The organism is Azospirillum sp. FG154, assembly GCF_057809575.1.
Genome location: NZ_JBMDKF010000055.1, coordinates 1 through 4,589, shown reverse-complemented (window position 1 = coordinate 4,589; position 4,589 = coordinate 1). Strand labels below are relative to the sequence as shown.

Below are 4,589 nucleotides of genomic sequence, written 5' to 3'. Positions count from 1 at the left end.
TCTCCCCGGGGGGGAGAGGGGAGCCAAAGCCGCGCCCGACGTTCAGGATGTTCCGCGCGTCGTTGCTGGAAACGCTGGGGTCAATTAGGAAGAATGACCCGCCTCACCCCGGAGTCGCCGCCATACCCACCCATCCCAACCCGCCCGCCCTATCGCGTCCTTCAGGCGGTCGCGTGGCGTGTGGCGCGACGCCGATCATGACCGTCGGTTTTTCCAACCCTCAAACGAACGGACTGCGCGCATGAAACGGATGAACTGGATGGGCGGGTTGTTGGCGGCGGGGCTGACGCTGGGCGGAACCATCGGGGGCGCGGTGGGGCAACAGCCGCCCCCGCCGCCGGGGTTTCAGCCGAACGATCCGAAGCGCCCGGTGGACAAGATCGCCCATGATCTTGGCGTCCAGCCGGAGCAGTTTGTCGCCTGTTTCAACGCCGTGCGCCCGGCCCCGCCCGGTGAACGCCCGTCGGCGGAGCGTGTTCAAGCCAACAAGGCCGTGCTGCTGCCTTGCTTGCAAAAAGCCAACCCGGCGATCACCAACGACGGGTTGGATCGGGTGATGGACCGCTACCGTCCGGGCGGGCGCGAGGGGCAGATGCCGCCCCCGCCGCCGCGCGGGTGACGCCTCACACCGCCTTGGCGGTGGACAGGAACTCCTCCACCGCGCCTTTCAGGCCACGGCTGTCGCGGGACAGGACTTCGGCGGCGCTGAAAACGCGGCGGGACAGGGCGTCGGTGGCCTCCACCGCACGGGCGATGACGGAGATGTTGCGCGACGCCTCGTCGCTGCCCGACGCGGCGGCGCGCACGCTGTCGCTGATCTGGCTGGCGGTGCGGCCCTGCGCCTCCACCGTGCTGGCGACGTCGCGGACGTTGCTGTCGATGTCGTGGATGATCGCCGTCACCTGTTGGATGGTGGCGACGGCGCGGTCGGTTTCGGCGCGGACGGCGGCGATCTGGCCGGTGATCTCCTCCGTCGCCGTGGCGGTCTGGTCGGCCAGCGCCTTCACCTCGGCGGCGACGACGGCGAAGCCCTTGCCCGCGTCGCCCGCCCGCGCCGCCTCGATCGAGGCGTTGAGCGCCAGCAGGCGGGTTTCCTTGGCGATCTTTTCAATCAGCTTGACCACCGCGCTGATGCGGGCGGAGGTTTCCGACAGGCCGCGCACCGTGCGGTCGGTGTCGCGCGCCTGATCGCTGGCGCGGGTGGCGATGCGGGCGGTTTCGCCGACGCGCTCCAGCATGCGGTCGATCTGCCGGGCCAGATCCTCGACCGCGCCCGCGACGTTGCCGACATTCGCCGACGCCTGCCCCGCGCCGTCCGCCACCACGGCGCAGCGTTGCGAGGTGTCCGCCGCCGTGCCGCGCAGTTCCGACGCCACGCCCTGCACGTCGGCCAGCGCGCTTTCCACGCTGCGCAGCATGGCGGTGCCCTGGTTGTCGAACTGACTCATGGCGTCTTCCAGGCGACGCTGGCGGGTGGCGCGCTCCGTCTGCTCCTGTCCGGCGCGCTGCTCCTCGCGCAGCCGGTCGATTTCGGCCAGTTTTTCCTTGAAGATCTTCACCGCGCGGGCCATCGCGCCGATTTCGTCGCGCTTGGCCGTGTGCGGGATGTCGCCCGCCGTGTCGCCGTCGGCCAAGCGCAGCATCGCCGCCTCGATCCCGCGCACCGGGCCGACGACGCTGCGGATCACCAGCAGCATGGCGGGCAGCAGCACCAACAGCACCGCGCCCGCCACCAGCATGGTCAGTTGAACCAAGCGGTGGTTGGCCTCCCGAATCGCCTCATCGGCGCCAAGCAGCCGTTCCGACGTCGCCTGATACATCGCCTGGAACAGGGCGTTCACCGGCTCCGACGCCGCTTTCAGCCCGCCGACCAACTCCACCAAGGTCATGCGGTTGCCGCTTTCCAACCCGGTGGTCTGGGTTTGGACGTAATCGGTGAAGGCCTTGAAGTTCTTGTCAAACTCCGCCTCCTTGCCGTTGCGCCGCGCCGGATCCCCGGCGGTCGAACCGATGAAGTCCAGATTGGCGCGGACGATGGTGAAGTGGCCCTTCAGCGCCTCGGCGTCGGTGATCGACCAGGCTTCCAACAGGCTGGCGTGGGTCTGCTGCACGCCGAACCACGCGTCGGTCAGGGTGTCGCGGTCGGCGCGCAGCTCCACGCTGGCCTCGACCGCGCGTTCGACCGAACCGTTGGCGATGAACCCGGCGGCCAGCACGGCGGCGAAGCCAAGCGCCGCCACCACCGGCAGCAACCACAGACGGGCGCGGATCGACAAGGTCATGGGAGGGGCCTTTCACAGCGGCGGCGCAGAAGATGGTCAAGGGACAATTCGCCCGGTCCGCGCAAGATCACATAAGCCAGGGCCGAGGCCCACAGCAGATGGTCGGGCCAGCTTCCCGGATAGACGAAGATCTGAATGGTCAGCGTCATCCCCAGCAGCGCCCCGGCGCTGAGCCGCGAGGCCAAGCCGATGACCAGCAGAACCGGAAACAGATGCTCCGACACCGTGGCCAGCACGGCGGCGATGTCGGGGGGCAGCAGCGGCACCCGGTATTCCGTTTGGAAAAGGTCGAAGGTGCTTTCGTTGATGTGAAAGCCGGTCACTTTGGTCTGGCCGGAGCGCCAGAAGATGGCGGCGACGCCCCAACGGGCCAGCGCGCCGTGCAGCCAATCGGGCGAACGGCCCAACCCGTTGAGCAGGCTGAGCAGGCGGGGGGCCAGCGAGCGGGGGAATGGGGTGGCGGTCATGGCAGGCTGTATCCCCCAAAGGCGCGGGCGGCGAGCAAAGCGGCCAACTCCCCCGCAAGGTCAAAGGTCGGATCGGTGGCCAGCGCGCTGTCCCAGGCGGCGGCCAGCGGTTGCCGCGCCGCCAGAGCCATCAAAAAGGAAAAGGCGCCGCGCGACACCGGGCTTATTTCCACGGCCATGTCGGGCCGGTGGATCAACAGATGGACCGGCCCGCTGTCGAGTCGGATTTCCGCGTCCGGCGCGTCCGGCTGGTTGCCGCGCCAAATCGCGTCGACCGGGTAGGCCGAGGCCAGCAGCCGGTGCGAGGGCAACGGCGTCAAACACAGCTCGCCCAACCGTTCAGGGTCAAGCGTCGCCAAAATTTGCGGGTGCAGCGGTTCGGCGTCGGCGGCGTGGTAGGCGTGAGTCCAGGCGATCTCCAGCCGGGCCACGTCGGTCAGATAGGGCAATTCGGCCACCGGGGCGTAGCCGGTGAGAAAGCCCGGAAACTCCCCGCCGATGGTCAGCAAGGAGGCGCGGCGCGGCGGGTGGGCGCGCAGGTAATCCTGCGCCATCCGCTCGAAGAACTCCTCGCCGACCAGCCGCCGCACGACGGGGAAAGCGTCGCCCAGCGCGGCGGACAGGCCGAGCATGGTGGTGTTGCGGTGGATCGACAGACGTTCCAGCATCGGGGGGCCGCCGCAATCGGTCAGGGCGCTGAGCAACGGCGCGCGTCCGCCGGAATCAAAGGAGAAATCGCGCATCCGGGTCTGAAACTCACGAACGCGGCGCATCGGCGGCCTCCCCCGGCTGGCGGGCGGCCAGCGCGTCGGCTGCCTCGGAATCGGCGCGCCACGCCTCATCGCACAAGACGTCGAGCGGCGGCACGTCCGTGTCCCATTCGATCAACGTCGGGCGGGCGCCGATGCGGGCGACCGCCGCGCGGTAGAGCGCCCAGACCTCCGGCGCGACGCGAGAGCCGTGATCGTCGATGCGGATCTCCGTTCCATCGGGGAAAATCCGGTGGTGATGCCCGGCGAGGTGATACTCGCCGACCGCCTCGGCGGGGATGGCGTCGAGATAGGCCAGCGGATCGGTTCCGATGTTGCGGGAGCAGACGAACAGGTTGTTGACGTCCAGCAGAACGCCGCAGCCGGTGCGTTGGACCAGCTCGGCCAGAAATTCGGGTTCGGGGATCGGGCTGTCGGCGTAACGGATGTAGGCCGACGGGTTTTCGATCAGGATTTGACGGCACAGCCGCTCTTGCGTCTGGTCGATGCGGGCGGCGACGTGGGCCAGCGTGTCGGGGGTGTAGGGAATCGGCAGCAGATCGTTCATGTGGACGCCGTCGCTCTGGCTCCAGGCCAGATGCTCCGACACCAGGGCCGGACGGGTCCGTTCGACCACCAGGGCCAGCGCGTCGAGGTGATCCTCGTCCAGCGGCGTCGCACCGCCCAGAGACAGGCCGACGCCATGGACCGACACCGGGTAATGCTCGCGGATCGCCGCCAGCCAGCGGTGGGGCGGGCCGCCGGCGCCCATGTAATTTTCGGCGTGGACTTCGACGAAGGCGACCGGGGGACGGGTTTCCAACAGCAACGCCTTGTGCCGCGCCTTCAGCCCGATGCCGCCCATCGCGGGGGGCGGAGTCGGTCGGTCGGTGATCTGGTCCGTCAAACGGACGCGGGCGGCGCACAGCGTCATTGAATGTCCTTATCCCCCGGTCGGGTGCGTGTATCGCGGCGCTCCCGAAATCGCCGCAGAAACGCATTGCAACGGTGAGAAAGCCCCTCTCCCCCTGCGGGAGCTACGGCATTCACACATCTTCGGTTTAGGCAACTCATTGGAAGAAAAAGAACTT

The 4,589-nt window shown here is 68.5% G+C and carries 5 protein-coding genes; 1 reads left to right on the top strand and 4 read right to left on the bottom strand.

Annotated elements, in window-relative coordinates; genetic code table 11:
* Window positions 1-241: 241 nt before the first annotated feature.
* Window positions 242-619, top strand: a complete 378-nt coding sequence (locus ACODS4_RS27995) for a hypothetical protein (protein ID WP_488869141.1) — start codon at window positions 242-244, stop codon at window positions 617-619.
* 4 nt (window positions 620-623) lie between these two features.
* Here ACODS4_RS27995 and ACODS4_RS27990 read toward each other — a convergent pair whose 3' ends face one another.
* Genes ACODS4_RS27990 through bufB form a run of 4 tightly spaced genes read right to left on the bottom strand, consistent with a single transcriptional unit; the run spans window position 624 to window position 4,432 of the window.
* Window positions 624-2,282, bottom strand: coding sequence for a methyl-accepting chemotaxis protein (locus tag ACODS4_RS27990; protein WP_488869139.1), 1,659 nt, complete (start codon window positions 2,280-2,282; stop codon window positions 624-626).
* Entirely contained in the window at window positions 2,279-2,749 is a 471-nt protein-coding gene (locus ACODS4_RS27985) for a DoxX family protein (protein WP_488869137.1), read from the bottom strand. Before ACODS4_RS27985 ends, ACODS4_RS27990 begins: the two co-directional genes overlap by 4 nt.
* Window positions 2,746-3,522, bottom strand: a complete 777-nt coding sequence (locus ACODS4_RS27980) for an HvfC/BufC N-terminal domain-containing protein (RefSeq protein ID WP_488869135.1) — start codon at window positions 3,520-3,522, stop codon at window positions 2,746-2,748. The genes ACODS4_RS27985 and ACODS4_RS27980 overlap by 4 nt, the downstream gene beginning before the upstream one ends.
* Window positions 3,506-4,432 (bottom strand): MNIO family bufferin maturase, encoded by a 927-nt coding sequence (bufB, locus tag ACODS4_RS27975; RefSeq protein ID WP_488869133.1) that lies wholly within the window; start codon window positions 4,430-4,432, stop codon window positions 3,506-3,508. The genes ACODS4_RS27980 and bufB overlap by 17 nt, the downstream gene beginning before the upstream one ends.
* Window positions 4,433-4,589 lie beyond the last annotated feature (157 nt).